Origin of the sequence: Bradyrhizobium sp. HKCCYLRH2015 (assembly GCF_051168215.1) — a bacterium.
GTDB lineage: Bacteria > Pseudomonadota > Alphaproteobacteria > Rhizobiales > Xanthobacteraceae > Bradyrhizobium.
Window position 1 is genome coordinate 1 of the sequence record NZ_JBNPUO010000016.1, and the last position, 13,923, is coordinate 13,923.

14 protein-coding genes are annotated in these 13,923 nt (G+C 67.1%); 10 read left to right on the top strand and 4 right to left on the bottom strand.

The features are described from left to right. Positions 1 to 223 (bottom strand): hypothetical protein (locus tag ACQR1H_RS31915; RefSeq protein WP_434908734.1); only part of this gene is annotated, 223 nt, incomplete at its 3' end. A 15-nt stretch (positions 224 to 238) separates the two neighbouring features. Then, positions 239 to 1,504 carry a DUF892 family protein gene (locus tag ACQR1H_RS31920; RefSeq protein ID WP_316218412.1) on the bottom strand — a complete coding sequence of 422 codons (1,266 nt, stop codon included), beginning with the start codon at positions 1,502 to 1,504 and terminating at the stop codon, positions 239 to 241. 514 nt (positions 1,505 to 2,018) lie between these two features. Here ACQR1H_RS31920 and ACQR1H_RS31925 point away from each other — a divergent pair. From ACQR1H_RS31925 to ACQR1H_RS31935, 3 genes are all read left to right on the top strand, one after another. Next, a complete protein-coding gene (locus tag ACQR1H_RS31925) occupies positions 2,019 to 2,396 on the top strand; it encodes a hypothetical protein (protein WP_315802332.1) in 378 nt (125 codons plus the stop codon). A 1-nt stretch (position 2,397) separates the two neighbouring features. Then, positions 2,398 to 2,766 carry a hypothetical protein gene (locus ACQR1H_RS31930; RefSeq protein WP_315802331.1) on the top strand — a complete coding sequence of 123 codons (369 nt, stop codon included), beginning with the start codon at positions 2,398 to 2,400 and terminating at the stop codon, positions 2,764 to 2,766. Between the two features lie 242 nt (positions 2,767 to 3,008). Beyond that, the gene (locus ACQR1H_RS31935; protein WP_315802330.1) at positions 3,009 to 3,293 is read left to right on the top strand and encodes a hypothetical protein; all 285 of its coding nucleotides are present in this window, start codon (positions 3,009 to 3,011) and stop codon (positions 3,291 to 3,293) included. Between the two features lie 29 nt (positions 3,294 to 3,322). Here ACQR1H_RS31935 and ACQR1H_RS31940 read toward each other — a convergent pair whose 3' ends face one another. Further along, a complete protein-coding gene (locus ACQR1H_RS31940) occupies positions 3,323 to 4,138 on the bottom strand; it encodes a hypothetical protein (RefSeq protein ID WP_316218411.1) in 816 nt (271 codons plus the stop codon). 251 nt (positions 4,139 to 4,389) lie between these two features. Here ACQR1H_RS31940 and ACQR1H_RS31945 point away from each other — a divergent pair, with 251 nt between their 5' ends. Beyond that, positions 4,390 to 5,154, top strand: coding sequence for a crotonase/enoyl-CoA hydratase family protein (locus ACQR1H_RS31945; RefSeq protein WP_315802328.1), 765 nt, complete (start codon positions 4,390 to 4,392; stop codon positions 5,152 to 5,154). A gap of 21 nt (positions 5,155 to 5,175) precedes the next feature. Continuing rightward, positions 5,176 to 6,369 (top strand): N-methyl-L-tryptophan oxidase, encoded by a 1,194-nt coding sequence (gene solA / locus ACQR1H_RS31950; protein WP_316218410.1) that lies wholly within the window; start codon positions 5,176 to 5,178, stop codon positions 6,367 to 6,369. Here solA and bla read toward each other — a convergent pair whose 3' ends face one another. Next, a complete protein-coding gene (gene bla / locus ACQR1H_RS31955; protein ID WP_316218409.1) occupies positions 6,370 to 7,257 on the bottom strand; it encodes a subclass B3 metallo-beta-lactamase in 888 nt (295 codons plus the stop codon). 106 nt (positions 7,258 to 7,363) lie between these two features. Here bla and ACQR1H_RS31960 point away from each other — a divergent pair, with 106 nt between their 5' ends. The 5 genes from ACQR1H_RS31960 to ACQR1H_RS31980 all read left to right on the top strand — a co-directional run bounded on the left by ACQR1H_RS31960 (position 7,364) and on the right by ACQR1H_RS31980 (position 13,907). Further along, a complete protein-coding gene (locus ACQR1H_RS31960) occupies positions 7,364 to 9,040 on the top strand; it encodes a bifunctional metallophosphatase/5'-nucleotidase (protein WP_434864247.1) in 1,677 nt (558 codons plus the stop codon). Positions 9,041 to 9,151: 111 nt separating this feature from the next. Continuing rightward, the gene (locus tag ACQR1H_RS31965; RefSeq protein WP_315802324.1) at positions 9,152 to 10,081 is read left to right on the top strand and encodes a histone deacetylase family protein; all 930 of its coding nucleotides are present in this window, start codon (positions 9,152 to 9,154) and stop codon (positions 10,079 to 10,081) included. Between the two features lie 100 nt (positions 10,082 to 10,181). After that, positions 10,182 to 10,433: an exodeoxyribonuclease VII small subunit gene (locus ACQR1H_RS31970; RefSeq protein WP_315802323.1), complete on the top strand. Its 252-nt coding sequence runs from the start codon at positions 10,182 to 10,184 to the stop codon at positions 10,431 to 10,433. 960 nt (positions 10,434 to 11,393) lie between these two features. After that, positions 11,394 to 13,319 (top strand): 1-deoxy-D-xylulose-5-phosphate synthase, encoded by a 1,926-nt coding sequence (dxs, locus tag ACQR1H_RS31975; protein WP_315802322.1) that lies wholly within the window; start codon positions 11,394 to 11,396, stop codon positions 13,317 to 13,319. A gap of 30 nt (positions 13,320 to 13,349) precedes the next feature. Next, a complete protein-coding gene (locus ACQR1H_RS31980) occupies positions 13,350 to 13,907 on the top strand; it encodes a nucleoside 2-deoxyribosyltransferase (protein WP_315802321.1) in 558 nt (185 codons plus the stop codon). The last annotated feature ends 16 nt before the right edge of the window (positions 13,908 to 13,923 follow it).

Genomic DNA, 13,923 nt, shown 5'->3' on the forward strand with positions numbered 1-13,923 from the left:
CAAAAACCCACAACAGTTGAGCCTCGCAATATGCGGAAGCTGAACCGGACAGCCGTGGGTCAAGCCCGGCCATGACGACGTGGAGGGAGACGAGCACATAGCTGCGATGTTCGACGCGAGCCTTGCCTCCAGGGAGGTCGGCCGCTGCGTAGAAAATAGGGCGGGTTAGCCGAAGACGTAACCCGCCATCTTCGCGGGAAAACGGCGGATGACGCTTGCTCATCCGCCCTACTCCCAATCACGCCTGCTCGATCGCGGCAGGCATCTTGGCGACGGACATCAGCGAGCGGGCGACCTGGTTGAGGAGCTGATCGGCGTTCTCCTCCTCGGCCAGCGACTTCGACAGCAGGGCGACGACGGCGCTGTGGCGGAGCTGCTGGGCGAGATTGCGCGCGGTGGTGTAGCCGGACATCTCGTAATGCTCGACGCGCTGGGCGGCGCCGATCAGCGCCAGATCGGCGGCGGCATCCTCCTTGTCCTCGCCTTGCGCGATGATCTCCTGGCCTTCCTCGACCAGGCCCATCATGCCCTTGCAGGGTTTTGCCCGCGGCGTCTTGCCGAGCAGCTCGAAGCATTCGTTGATGCGCTCGATCTGCGCCTCGGTCTCGGCCAGGTGCTGCTCGAACAGTTCGCGGAGCTGATCGAAGCGCGCGGCCTCCGCCATCTTCGGCAGCGCCTTGGTGAGCTGCTTCTCGGCGTGGAGGATGTCGCGCAGCTCCTCGATCAGGAGATCGCCGAGGCCGGCCTCGTCGGCCGGCGGCGAGCTCTCGGTGACGATCGCATTGGCCGCGCCGTTGTCGGCCTGGATCGCCGGCGATTCCGTGAACACCCAGTCGCCGCCCTCGTTCCAGGGACCGCGGGTGTCGATCTCGCCGTGGTCGCCGGTGCCGGTGGAATCGTTGAAGAACTGATCGACCAGGCCCGGCGTCGGCGCGATGCGGCCGATGCTGAAGGCCGGCTTGTTCATGCTCTCCAACGCCAGCGCGAACGCCTTCATGTGGGTGATCTCGCGCGTCATCAGGAACTGCAGCGCGTCCTTGGTGCCGGCATCGTCGGTGAAATTGATCAGCCGCTCATAGACGATCTTGGCGCGGGCTTCGGCGGCGATGTTGCTGCGCAGGTCGACGTCGAGCTCGCCGGTGATCTTGAGATAGTCCGCGGTCCAGGCACTGCCCTGCGAGTTGAACAGGTTGACGCCGCCACCGCCGGCGATCGCGATCAGCGGATCGGCCTCGGCCGCCTCGCGGTCGAACTTGGCGGGCTTGAGATGCATGCGGGCCAGCGTGCCGACGACCTCGAGATGGCTCAGCTCCTCGGTGCCGATGTCCATCAACAGGTCCTTGCGATCGGGGTCCTCGCAATTGAGGCCCTGGATCGAGTACTGCATGGCGGCGGCGAGCTCGCCATTGGCGCCGCCGAACTGCTCCAGCAGCATGTTGCCGAAGCGCGGATCGGGCTCGTCGACACGGACGGTGAACATCAGCTTCTTGACGTGGTGATACATGGGAAGGCCTCGGACGTTTGCGGGGACGGCAAGCAAGGTCCGAACGGCCGGGCATCACGGTTGTTCCTTACCTCCGACTGATGGCCTTGCGCGTTCCTGCCGGCCGCGCGGCCCGGCAGACCGGCCACGGCACGAAGGGTCGGGGGGCCGCGTCAAACCAGCTCCCCCGCCGGCCAGGTCCATATGCACGCCGAAACGCACTTCACACCTGGGTTGCCGGCGTCATCGGCGCTTCGCGCGTTCGTGCCAGGGATCCGCAAGAGGAACCTGCCGGGGGTCAGCGCATGCGCCGCCGGGCGCCGGCTACTGCGCGACATCCTGTTGGCAGCTGAACGATGGCCTCTTGCTAAGGTTTTCCCTGCTCGCCTAAGCTGTTCCGCTGGAGAGTGACATGTTGATGCGAACACCGGCCAGGGAGAAGCCAGGTCTCGGCGAGCGAGTCCGCCGGGTCATCGAGCGACTCCGCGACCACGCATCGTCGTTTACGCTATCATCGCCCGCGAATGGGGCGACAGTGCGGAAGCCCTCCTACGTCGTCGAAGAGGAGCCTGACGACAGCAACATGGATGTCGCGCTGGCGGCGCTGATCGACCAGATCGAACGTCCCGCGCGGACGCCGCCGCCGCGATTTCCAGGTCTGGCACGCATCACCTCATCGCGTCAGGCGCCGCACATCCCGGTCTACGAGCGGCCGCCTTATTTCGACGTCGCGCCACGCCCCGTCGAGGTCGAGCCGCGGCGGATGCCCTATGATGAGCCAGCCGAGCGGATCGTGCCGGAGGACGAGCTGTCGGAGCTGCGCAAGGATCTGATGAGCGCGATCTCGGCGCGACTCGGATCGCCGGAGGATCATCTGGCGACGATCAGGAACCTGCTGAGGTCGGTGAAGTAGGATGTGGGGCCGCAGCAACATCGGCAAGACGGTCGAGGAGCTGACCGATCATCTGCGGCTGGTCGATCACGTGCGCGCGCTGCAGGACGGCCAGAAGGAGATCGCCGAGGCGATCCGGGCGGTGAACCAGCGCCTGACCTCGATCGAGGCCGAGTTCAGGGTGCTCAAGGCCGAGACCCAGCGCGACGCACTGCGCGAAGTGCAGCACGCCGTGCAGGGCGTTCAGGGCTCGGTCCATGACGAACTGACGCGCATGGCGACGCGGCTGGTGGTGCTGGAGCAGGCCCTGCGGCGCGAGGCCGTGCGGCAGCAGGCTCCGGCCGCTGCCTCGCGCGCAGCGCCCGTCCCCCGGTCCGACGGCGCCAAATAGGCGGCAGAGGCGGATCGATCGCGTGCGGCCGGTCGCGCCACGACGGGGCAGCCCGACGCCCGCGGGCCCTGCGGCGCGCCCAAACGCCGCGAGGCGCGTTGAGACATTGTTAACCCGGCGGCGCGAGCCTCGCGGCGGACCTCACGCACGAGGCCAAAGGCGACGACAGTCCCGTCGCAGGGTGCGGACGTCAGCACCGGATCCGCAGCCCGCATCGGCCTCACATCCGAGCGAGGCGAGCCATGCCCATCAATGCCATCGGCTCCGTCACCACGACGTCAGCAGCCCCGGCGGCGACCGCCCTGGCGCGAACGGGATCGCGCTCCGCGGTCAGCACGGCCGGCGTCCCGACGGCGAGCAGGATCGTGATCAGCAAGGTCTCGATCACGGTCGCCGGCGAGATCATCACCACGACCACCTATTCGGACGGCACAACCGGGGTGACGGTCTCCACAGCGCCGCCGAGCACGGGGCTGCAGACCTACACCGCCCGGGGAACGCTCAGCGGCGGCCGCATCGCCGCGTGAGACGGTGCGCTTGGCGTCGCCGTCGGCCCTCAGCGCAGCCTGGCCGCGCGGCTCGCGATGTCGATGACAACGCTGCCGGTCTTGGCGTAACCCTGCGGCACCGAGCCCTCGCCCGCCGCGGGCTCGCGCATGTCTTCCGCATCCTTCGGCTTCGGAAAGCCTTTGCCACAGGCTGTCTCGATCGTCTCGCGGTCGGCGTAGCTCACGTCCGCAACGACCGTTCCGGGGCTCGGCCCGGCCGCGAGCTTCGACAGATCGAAATATTTGAGCTGCTCCGAACAGGTAACGATGTTGGTCAGGTAGGCTCCCGTCGTGTCCTCGGCCTGCAGCAGAAAATCATAGGACATCTCGATGGGCCCGCCGCTGGCATTGGCGAAGCCGACGCGCGCCACGCCCGTCTCGACCACCCCCTGCCCCATGTGCCCGGTCAGGCAGACGAGCACGTCCTGCGCTTCGTTCCTGGTGGTGGAGATGACGCATTCATCCACCTGCATGCCCGGCTGGAAGCCGCGAAATTTGTAGGCGCCGCCGACCTGCTCGAACACGACCGCGCCGCCGAAATCGGTCGCGTGCGGCTCGCAGCCACTGCCATAGCTCACGAGCAGCAGCGGATTGCTGGAGGCCAGGAAACGTCCCTGCTGCCGCTCCGGCTTCAGGGTGACGTCACAGCGGCGCCCCTCGGAGTCGGGATAGGATCTGGCGCGCTTGCAGGTGGTGCCCGCGATCGCGCCGGGCGCGCAGAACAGCGACAGCAGCGCGCGGTCGGTGGCGGCAGCCTCAGCGATCCCCGGGAAGACCTGACAGAGCAGCGGCAGCGACAGCAGTACTGAAAAGAGCTTGGTCATCGAATTGCCTTGCAAAACATCGCAGTTCTGCGCGGGACGATAGCGGACGCCGATACTGTTGCAAACCAGTCGTAAACCACGGCGAGACTCATGGCGAACGCTCGCCTCCGGTCACGCCCGCATTCCCTTCGCGACCAATGACCGCTTCAGCCCTTGGCGCGACCAGCGGATGATGTAGGCTGCGGTGAGATGCAGGACTGGACAAATGGCCGGCGGCAACGCAGCGGCCGGCGCACACGCATGAGGAGCCCATGACCGACCATCTGATCGTCACCGACGAGGGCGAGACGCGGACGATCAAGCTCCGGCGTCCGGAGAAGAAGAACGCGATCACCCAGGCCATGTATCTCGGCATGAGCGATGCGATCGACACCGCGCAGAACAACCCGCTGGTGCGATGCATCATCATCACCGGCGGCTCCGGCGTGTTCACGGCCGGCAATGATCTGGAGGATTTCCTGCATGCCGGCAATGCCGGCAGCGACGCCGCGCGCACGTCGGCGGCGACCAAGTTCCTGTATTCGCTGGCGCATAACGTCAAGCCGATCATCGCCGCGGTCGACGGCGTCGCGATCGGCATCGGCACGACGATGCTGTTCCATTGCGACTACGTGCTGGCGTCGACCACGGCGACGTTCTCGACGCCCTTCATCCATCTCGGCCTGGTGCCGGAGGGCGCCTCGAGCCTGCTGATGCCGCAGACCATGGGCTATCAGCGCGCGTTCGCGATGCTGGTCATGGGGCGCACCATGACCGCGGAGGATGCGCAGATCGCGGGCTTCGTCAATACGGTGGTGGCGCCGGGCCATACCGAGGTCGAGGCGCACAAGGTGGCGCGCGACATCTGCCGGCTGCCGGCCGAGGCGGTCGCGATCGGGCGCAGGCTGATCCGCACCGCGCCGGACGAGCTGACCCGCCGCATCGACCAGGAGGCCTATCTGTTCGCCGAGCGCATGACCTCCGAGGAGGCGGTCGGCGCGTTCAAGGCGTTCCTGTCGCGCAAGAAGAAGAAATGAGCGGAGCCGCGGCGGGCGCGCATGGCGCAGTTTGATGTCATCGTGATCGGCTGCGGCGCCGTCGGCAGCGCCGCATTGCTGCATCTCGCCAAGGCGGGCAAGCGCGTGCTCGGCATCGACCGCTTCCAGCCGCCGCACAAATTCGGCTCGACCCATGGGGAGACCCGCATCACCCGCGCGGCGATCGGCGAAGGCGTCGACTACACGCCGCTGGCGCAGCGCTCGCACGTGCTGTGGCGGGAGCTGGAGCGCGAGACCGGCGCACGGCTGTTCGAACAATGCGGCTGCCTGTTCATCCCGAGCCAGGATGGCGGCGAGGTCCACGGCGTCAGCAGCGCGCAGTTCTTCGCCAACATCGAAACCGCGGCGCGGCTGCACGGCGTCGACGGCGAGACGCTGTCGTCAGAGCAGTTGCGCGCCGCCTTTCCGGCGTTTGCCACCGCGGCGAACGACCGCGCCTTCCTCGATCGCGAGGGCGGCTATCTCATGGTCGAGGACTGCGTGCGCGCCGAGCTTGCGGTGGCCGCGCGCCATGGCGCGGAGCTCGTGACCGGCCGGTGCGTGGCGGCGTTTCGCCGTGCCGCGGGCGCCCTCGTCGTGACCCTGGACGACGGCGCGACGACCTCGGCGGACACATTGATCGTCACCACCGGGCCGTGGATCACCGAGCTGATCGCGCCGCTGCGCCGCCGCGTCAATGTCACCCGCCAGGTGCTGTACTGGTTCGAGGTGCTGTCCCATCCGGAGCGCTTCGGTCCGGATGCGCCGGTCTTCATCTGGGACGTCACCGGCCGCGACCGCGCGGCCTCCGACATCTACGGCTTTCCGTGGCTGGGCTCGCCTGACAATGGCGTCAAGATCGCCAACGAAGTGCTGACCGGCGAGACCGATCCGGACGACGTCGCGCGCGAGGTCACGCCGGACGAAATCGCCGCGACCTATGAGACCTATGTCCGCCCCTTCGTGCCGGATCTCGGCCCGCGCTGCCTGCGCAGCGAGGTCTGCCTCTATACCAACGCGCCGGGCGGCCGCTTTATCATCGACCGCGATCCGGGCGATGCGGACGTGATCTACGCCTCGGCCTGCTCCGGCCATGGCTTCAAGCATTCGCCGGCGGTCGGCGAGGCGCTCGCCGCGATGGCCCGGGGCGAGACACCGAGGGTCGATCTCTCCGGCTTCACGCTGGACCGGCTGGCCGCCGCCGATCCGGCCTGACTACTTGCCGGACTGCAGCGCAGCCGTCTGCTTGGCCAGCCCCTCGTTGAACTGCGTCTCCAGCTTGTCGAGATAGGCATTGAACTCGCCCGGCTTGACGAACGGGTTGGCCGCGCCTTCCGCGATCTTCGCCCGCTTGCCGGCCATGTCGTACATCTCCGGATGGGGCGCCAGCAGGATGTCGGGATGCGCCGTCTTGGCCCAGGCGAAGGTCTTCTTGTAGTCGTCGACGATGCCCGGATAGGTGGGACGGCCGACCAGCCGGTTCAACGCCACGGTGGCGCTGCAGAAGAAGATCAGGCTGCGGGTGGCGTCGCCGTCCTTCACGTCGGTCGTCCAGCTGGTGCAGCCCGGCGAATGGCCCGGCGTCTCGTGCGCCGTCAACGTCACGCCGCCGAGCGTGACGGTGTCGCCCTCGCGCACGGCGCGGTCGACCTTGACCGGCGGGAAGCCGAGATAGCGCTCCTCCTCGCGGCCCGGATAGAAGCCGCCTTCGAGCAGCGGCACGTCCTTGGCGCCCGCCACCATCTGCGCCCCGGTCTCCTGCTTGATCTGCGCCAGCCCGCCGGTGTGGTCGATATGGGCGTGGGTGTTGAGGATGTATTTGATGTCGGCGACCTTGAAGCCGAGCTTGCCGATGCTGGCCTCGATCTGCGCGGTCGATTCCGGCATCACGGTATCGATCAGGATGTGGCCCTGCGGTGTCGTGATCAGGTAGGAGGCCAGCCCGTTGGTGCCGACGTAGTAGACGTTGTCGATCACCTTGAACGGCTCGGTCGGCTTATTCCACGCCGCGACCATCTGCTTCATCAGGTCCGGCAGCGATTGCGCTGCAGCGGAGCCGGCGGCCAGCGACAATGTCGCCGCGAGCAGCATCATTCTTTTCATTCCGGCCTCCCGATGTATTGTTGTTATGCAATCTTTTTATGTCATTGCGACCGCGGCGGGGCAATCGCGCTTCGGCCGTCGGACCTGCACCACACGTGACCCTGCCATGAGCCGTCTGTCCCGCTTTGCGCTTGCCTGCCTGCTGACCGGCGCCGCCGTTGCAAGCATCGCCGGCCGGCCCGCCTCGGCCGAGGACGAGCCGGTGGCGTTGCGCATCCTCGCCATCAACGACTTCCACGGCAATCTGAAGCCGCCCTCCTCCGGCATCCGCGTCGCCGATCCCGCCGACCCGACCAAGACCACCGTGGTTCCAGCCGGCGGCGCCGAGCACATGGCGAGCCTCGTCAAGCTGCTCGCCGACGGCCAGCCCAACACGATCTTCGTCGCCGCCGGCGACCTGATCGGCGCGAGCCCGTTCCTGTCGGCGATGTTCCACGACGAGCCGACCATCGAATCGATGTCGCAGATGGGGCTCGCGCTGTCGGCGGTCGGCAACCACGAGTTCGACGAGGGCAAGGCCGAGCTGCTGCGGATGCAGAACGGCGGCTGTCATCCGACCGACGGCTGCCGCGGGCCGCAGCCGTTCACCGGCGCCAAATTCCATTATCTCGCGGCGTCGACGTTCCTCGCCGGCACCGACAAGACGGTGTTTCCGCCCTACGAGATCCGCACCTTCGAGGACATCCCGGTCGCCTTCATCGGGCTGACGTTGAAGGGGACTGCGGGCATCATCTCGCCGGCGAGCGCGGCCGGCCTCGACTTCCGCAACGAGGCCGAGAGCGTCAACGCGCTGATCCCGGAATTGAAGGCCAAGGGCGTGCAGGCGATCGTCGTGCTGATCCACGAGGGCGGCTGGCCGTCCGGCGGCATGAACGAATGTCCCGGGCTGTCGGGGCCGATCGTCGACATCGTCAAGGACCTCGACAGCGCGGTCGACATCGTGATCTCCGGCCACACCCACCAGGCCTATGTCTGCACCATCGACAAGCGGCTCGTCACCTCGGGCGACAAGTTCGGCACGCTGGTGACCGCGATCGACGTCAAGCTCGACCGCACCACGCGCGACGTGATCAGCGCGACCGCCACCAACATTGTCGTCGACACCACGCTGCCGAAGGATCCGGCACAGACCGCGCTGATCGACGCCTATGAGAAGCTCGCCGCGCCCTACGCCAACCGGCCCGCCGGCGTGCTCAGCGCAACGCTGTCGCGGATGCCCGATGCGTCCGGCGAGAGCGTGCTGGGCGACGTCGTCGCCGATGCCCAGCTCGCGGCGACGCGGGCGGCCGACAAGGGAAGCGCGGTGATCGCGATGACCAATCCCGGCGGCATCCGCACCGATCTCGTCCGCCGCGACGACGGCGCGGTGACCTATGCCGACGTGTTCGCGAGCCAGCCGTTTCGCAACCAGCTGATGACGGTCACCCTGACCGGCGCCGAGATCAAGGCCGCGCTGGAGCAGCAATGGCTCGACCCGGCGCGGCCGCGCATCCTGCAGGTCTCCAGCGGCTTCTCCTATGCCTTCGACGCCAAACAATCCGCGGGCGCGCGGATCGATGCCGCCAGCATGATGCTCGACGGCAAGGCCATCGATCCCGCCGCGTCCTACCGGGTCACCATCAACAACTACCTCGCGCTCGGCGGCGACGGCTTCACCGCGTTCAAGAGCGGCCGCGATCCGATCACCGGCCCCTATGACGACGAGGCGCTGTTCGCCTATCTCAAGGCCAACGGCCCGCTGGCGCCGCCACCGCGCGGCCGCATCGTCAACAAGGCCTCGTGACGCCCCGCACGCTGGGCGGAAAGCCGGTCATATCGCCCGCGGGGCTCTTTCCGAGGCTGCGTTCAGCGCATAGATTGGGCACTCCCGCAACGCGCGAGTGGCAGAGCCCTGATGTCGACGCTGTATCTCTCTCATGAAGCCTGCCTCGATCACGCCACGCCGTCCGGCCACCCCGAGCGCGCCGACCGCCTGCGCGCGGTCGAGGAGGCCCTGACCGAGGAGCGCTTCGCCCTGCTCGATCGCGACGAGGCCCCGGAGGCGGACATCGAGCTCGCCCTGCTCTGCCACAACGAGCACTACGTCACCGAGCTGCGCCATATGGCCCCGACCTCGGGGATCATCTATCTCGACGGCGATACCTCGATGTCGCCGGGCACCTGGGAAGCGGTGATGCGCGGCGTCGGCGGCGCGGTCGCGGCGACCGAGTCGGTGATGTCCGGCCGCCACCGCAACGCCTTCGTCGCGGTGCGCCCGCCCGGGCACCATGCCGAGATCGCCAAGCCGATGGGCTTCTGCTTCTTCGACAATGTCGCGATCGCCGCGCGCTACGCCCAGCGCACCTTCGGCATCGCGCGCGCCGCCATCGTCGATTTCGACGTCCACCATGGCAACGGCACCCAGGACATCTTCTGGGCCGACAAGAGCGTGATGTACTGCTCGACCCACCAGATGCCGCTGTTCCCGGGCACCGGCGCCCGCGGCGAGCGCGGCGAGCACGACACCATCGTCAACGCGCCGCTGGCCTCCGAGGACGGCAGCCTCGAGTTCCGCTCCGCCTTCGAGAACCTGATCCTGCCGCAGCTCACTAAGTTCAGCCCGGAGCTCGTGATCATCTCGGCCGGCTTCGACGCCCACTATCGCGATCCGCTGGCGTCGCTCAACCTGCGGGCCGAGGATTTCGGCTGGGTCACCCGCAAGCTGATGGATCTGGCTGACAAGACCGCCGGCGGCCGCGTCGTCTCGGTCCTGGAGGGCGGCTATGACCTTCAGGGGCTTAAGGAATCCGTCGCGGCCCACGTCGCGGCGCTGACCGGGGCGTAATCCCCAGGTTCCGGCCGATCCACCCCGGCAGGGCCTGACAGGGCCGCGAGCGGGGTGTAAAAGCACGGCCCCGGAGTTGAGTGAGCTGCAGGGAACCCGCATGGCGGACAACACCGTAACCGACGTCAAGAAGCTGTCGTTCGAGCGCGCGATCGAGGAGCTGGAAACGATCGTGAAGCGGCTCGAGGACGGCAAGGTGCCGCTCGAGGAGTCGGTGACGATCTATGAGCGCGGCGAGGCGCTGAAGCGGCGCTGCGAGGAACTGCTGCGCCAGGCCGAGGCCCGGGTCGAGAAGATCACGACCGACGCCAGCGGCCATGCGGCGGGAACCGTGCCGCTCGACGTGCAATAGCCGCTTGCGGCGGGCCCCTCCGGGCAACAGTCCGGATTTATTTCGCTGCCGTCCGGCGCGACTTTCACGCGCGGTCGGAGCGCCTCTCAATCGTGCAATTCGGCCGCACATCGGAGCAGCTGCATTGTCGACGGGCTTGGCCGCCAAGTGCCCCCTGGCGAAGTCTCTGCCCCGCGTTCACCGATCGAGAGCCGCCGCTACGTGCTTCGTTTACCATGCGACACGATTGGATCCTGGCAGTTCGACCATGGCGTCCCCGATCCCATGATCGCGCCGGTCCACGGCTGCAAGCGTCCGGGCCCGATCATGACAACGTGCTGCGCTCATAGGCCTTCCGCGTCCGCTTCGTGACGGCCCACGAAAGGCCGCACGCCGGCGACTTCTTCATGATCTTCCGCGGACCGATCCCCTTACGCGAACGCATGGCTCACCGCGCCGCGGCGCGCGCAATCGCCGCATCGGCGGATTCTGTGCCGCGGGAAAAAGCCTGGACCGAGCTCGCGTCCCCGGTCTATTGCGGAGCGCTGGCTGCCGTCGATTTGAGCAGCGCACTGGAACCTCCGGCACGCCGCCGCGGTTGAGACGTGGCGCAAAGGTACCGTTTGCGGGCTTGCCAACGCCCGCCGGGTTGGCTTTAAGACGCACTTTGGTGTAAAGCTTCTCGCAACTGCGGGTTTTTGGAAGTGTCCATCCTCTCCAGAGAGAGGAATCTAAGCGCTTGCAAGAGCTAGCAAAACTCACTTGGCTGAACGACTTGGCGATCTTGGGCGACTAACGAGGACGGCAAGGCCACCAAGAGTGACTTACATCACATAGATCGATCCCAAACCCGGCTAGTCTTCGGACTGCGGCTTCGATCCGCGCGGATGTGACCTTCAAGACCTCAGGTTTCGCCGCCCGTTACGATGAACCTCTCAGATGTCGGCCCTTGAACCCGACCTGCAAAATTGGAATGTCACCGTGACCACATTTAGTAAGACGCCGCTTCTCGACACCATCAAGACCCCGGAAGATCTGCGCCGGCTGAAGGTCGAGCAGGTCCGGCAGGTCGCCGACGAATTGCGCCAGGAGACCATCGACGCGGTCTCGGTGACCGGCGGCCATTTCGGCGCGGGTCTCGGCGTGGTCGAGCTGACCACGGCCATCCATTACGTATTCGACACCCCGCGCGACCGCCTGATCTGGGACGTCGGCCACCAGGCCTATCCGCACAAGATCCTGACCGGACGCCGCGACCGCATACGCACCTTGCGTACCGGCGGCGGCCTGTCCGGGTTCACCAAGCGCGCCGAGAGCGACTACGATCCGTTTGGCGCCGCGCACTCGTCGACCTCGATTTCCGCCGGCCTCGGCATGGCCGTGGCGCGCGACCTGTCGGGCGGCAAGAACAACGTGATCGCCGTGATCGGCGACGGTGCGATGTCCGCCGGCATGGCCTATGAGGCGATGAACAATGCCGGCGCGATGAACTCCCGCCTTATCGTGATCCTCAACGACAACGACATGTCGATCGCGCCGCCGGTCGGCGCGATGTCGGCCTATCTGTCCCGCCTCTACTCGGGCAAGACCTACCGTACCCTGCGCGATGCCGCCAAGCAGCTCGGCCAGCATCTGCCCAAGGTGATTGCAAACCGCGCCAGCCGCGTCGAGGAATATTCGCGCGGCTTCATGATGGACGGCGGCACGCTGTTCGAGGAGCTCGGCTTCTACTACGTCGGCCCGATCGACGGCCACAACCTCGACCATCTGCTCCCCGTGCTGAAGAACGTCCGCGACATGGAGACCGGCCCGATCCTGGTCCACGTCGTGACCCAGAAGGGCAAGGGCTACTCGCCCGCGGAAGCGGCAGCCGACAAATATCACGCGGTCGCCAAGTTCGACATCGCCACCGGCACCCAGGCCAAGGCCAAGCCGAACGCGCCGGCCTATCAGAACGTGTTCGGCCAGAGCCTGGTCAAGGAAGCCGAGAAGGACGACAAGATCGTCGGCATCACGGCCGCGATGCCCTCGGGCACCGGCATTGACATCTTCGCCAAGGCGTTCCCGAAGCGCACCTTCGACGTCGGCATCGCCGAGCAGCATGCGGTGACCTTCGCCGCCGGCCTCGCGGCGGAAGGCTACAAGCCGTTCTGCGCGATCTACTCGACCTTCCTGCAGCGCGGCTACGACCAGATCGTCCACGACGTCTGCATCCAGAGCCTGCCGGTGCGCTTCGCGATCGACCGCGCCGGCCTGGTCGGCGCCGACGGCGCGACCCATGCCGGTTCGTTCGACAACGCCTATCTCGGCTGCCTGCCGAACATGGTGATCATGGCGGCCTCCGACGAGGCCGAGCTGGTGCACATGGTGGCGACCCAGGTCGCGATCAACGACCGGCCGAGCTCGGTGCGCTATCCGCGCGGCGAAGGCCGCGGCGTGGAAATGCCCGAGGTTGGCGTTCCCTTGCCGATCGGCAAGGGCCGCATGATCCGCCAGGGCAAGCAGGTCGCCCTGCTCTCGTTCGGCACCCGGTTGGCCGAGTGCGAGAAGGCGGCCGACGAGCTCGCCGCCCATGGCCTGTCCGCCTCGATCGCCGATGCGCGCTTCATGAAGCCGCTCGACGAGGAGCTGGTGATGAAGCTCGCCCGCGAGCACGACATCCTGATCACGATCGAGGAAGGCTCGATCGGCGGCTTCGGCTCGCACGTGATGCAGTATCTGTCCGACCAGGGCATGCTGGACGGCGGCCTGAAGATGCGTTCGATGGTGCTGCCCGACGAGTTCCAGGACCACGACACGCCGGCGGCGATGTACGCCCGCGCCGGGCTGGACGCCAAGGGCATCGTCCGCAAGGTGTTCGAGGCGCTCGGCAAGGACTACGCGACCGAGTCGGTCAAGCTCGCCTGAGGGCGGGCTTGCGTCCCGCAGTGGTGAGCCATGAAGATCTATCTGGCAGGTCCCGACGTGTTCCTGCCGGATGCCATTGAAATCGGCCGGCGGAAGGCCGCGATCTGCGACCGCCACGGCCTGATCGGCCTCTACCCCCTCGACAACAGCATCGACCTCGCCTCCTCCGACGCCTCGCGCCAGATCTTCCATGGCAACGAGGCCATGATGGACGACGCCGATGCCATCATCGCCAATCTCACGCCGTTCCGCGGCCCCGGCGCCGATGCCGGCACGGTCTATGAGTTCGGCTACATGGCCGGATCCGGCAAGCTGTGTCTCGGCTACTGCAACGACCCGGCCATCTACGCCGATCGAGCCCGGCGCTTCACGGCGGTGACGGAGCAGGACGGCCGCCTGGTCGATGGCGAAGGCCTGACGGTCGAGGATTTCGGCCTGCCCGACAATCTCATGATGATCCACGCGCTCGAGCTGCGCGGCCATCCACTGGTGCTGCCGCGCGAGCGGCCGGCGAATGTCTGGAACGATCTCTCGGCGTTCGAGCTGTGCGTGAAGCTAGCGGCGGAGCGGCTGGCCACGGTCTCGTAGGGTGGGCAAAGCGGCG

Coding starts and splice junctions, on each gene's coding strand:
- ACQR1H_RS31920 (WP_316218412.1), bottom strand. CDS start 1,504: ATGTATCACCACGTCAAGAAGCTGATGTTCACCGTCCGTGTCGACGAG.
- ACQR1H_RS31930 (WP_315802331.1), top strand. CDS start 2,398: ATGTGGGGCCGCAGCAACATCGGCAAGACGGTCGAGGAGCTGACCGAT.
- ACQR1H_RS31935 (WP_315802330.1), top strand. CDS start 3,009: ATGCCCATCAATGCCATCGGCTCCGTCACCACGACGTCAGCAGCCCCG.
- ACQR1H_RS31940 (WP_316218411.1), bottom strand. CDS start 4,138: ATGACCAAGCTCTTTTCAGTACTGCTGTCGCTGCCGCTGCTCTGTCAG.
- ACQR1H_RS31945 (WP_315802328.1), top strand. CDS start 4,390: ATGACCGACCATCTGATCGTCACCGACGAGGGCGAGACGCGGACGATC.
- solA (WP_316218410.1), top strand. CDS start 5,176: ATGGCGCAGTTTGATGTCATCGTGATCGGCTGCGGCGCCGTCGGCAGC.
- bla (WP_316218409.1), bottom strand. CDS start 7,257: ATGAAAAGAATGATGCTGCTCGCGGCGACATTGTCGCTGGCCGCCGGC.
- ACQR1H_RS31960 (WP_434864247.1), top strand. CDS start 7,364: ATGAGCCGTCTGTCCCGCTTTGCGCTTGCCTGCCTGCTGACCGGCGCC.
- ACQR1H_RS31965 (WP_315802324.1), top strand. CDS start 9,152: ATGTCGACGCTGTATCTCTCTCATGAAGCCTGCCTCGATCACGCCACG.
- ACQR1H_RS31970 (WP_315802323.1), top strand. CDS start 10,182: ATGGCGGACAACACCGTAACCGACGTCAAGAAGCTGTCGTTCGAGCGC.
- ACQR1H_RS31980 (WP_315802321.1), top strand. CDS start 13,350: ATGAAGATCTATCTGGCAGGTCCCGACGTGTTCCTGCCGGATGCCATT.